General features: G+C 57.9%; 1 protein-coding gene. It reads left to right on the forward strand.

Annotation, left to right across the window (positions count from 1 at the left end; genetic code table 11):
* A partial coding sequence (locus tag IAE38_RS23700; RefSeq protein ID WP_201219584.1) for an immunoglobulin-like domain-containing protein occupies window positions 1-304 on the forward strand: 304 nt, incomplete at both ends.

Below are 304 nucleotides of genomic sequence, written 5' to 3' on the forward strand. Positions count from 1 at the left end.
CCCGGCGAACGGCACCACCGGCTCGGTCACTGTGACCGCACCGGATAACGTTTATGTCGGTGCGAACGATCCGGTCGTCAAATCCATCGCTTCGGTAACTGGCGCTGACGTCGGCAAGTTCGAGCAACTGACTCTGGATAAAACTCCAGTCACCACCACTGTCACCGACGAACCAGGCTCGGGTACCCCAGGCACGGGTAACCAAGGCGACCTGGTGCAAGTCACCATCACTGCCGACCAAACTTCGGTCGCAGAAAACGTTAAACCGACCTTTACCGTACAGATCAACACTGCACTGGCCCAC

It is taken from the genome of Pseudomonas sp. S32 (assembly GCF_016648095.1).
GTDB lineage: Bacteria > Pseudomonadota > Gammaproteobacteria > Pseudomonadales > Pseudomonadaceae > Aquipseudomonas > Aquipseudomonas parafulva.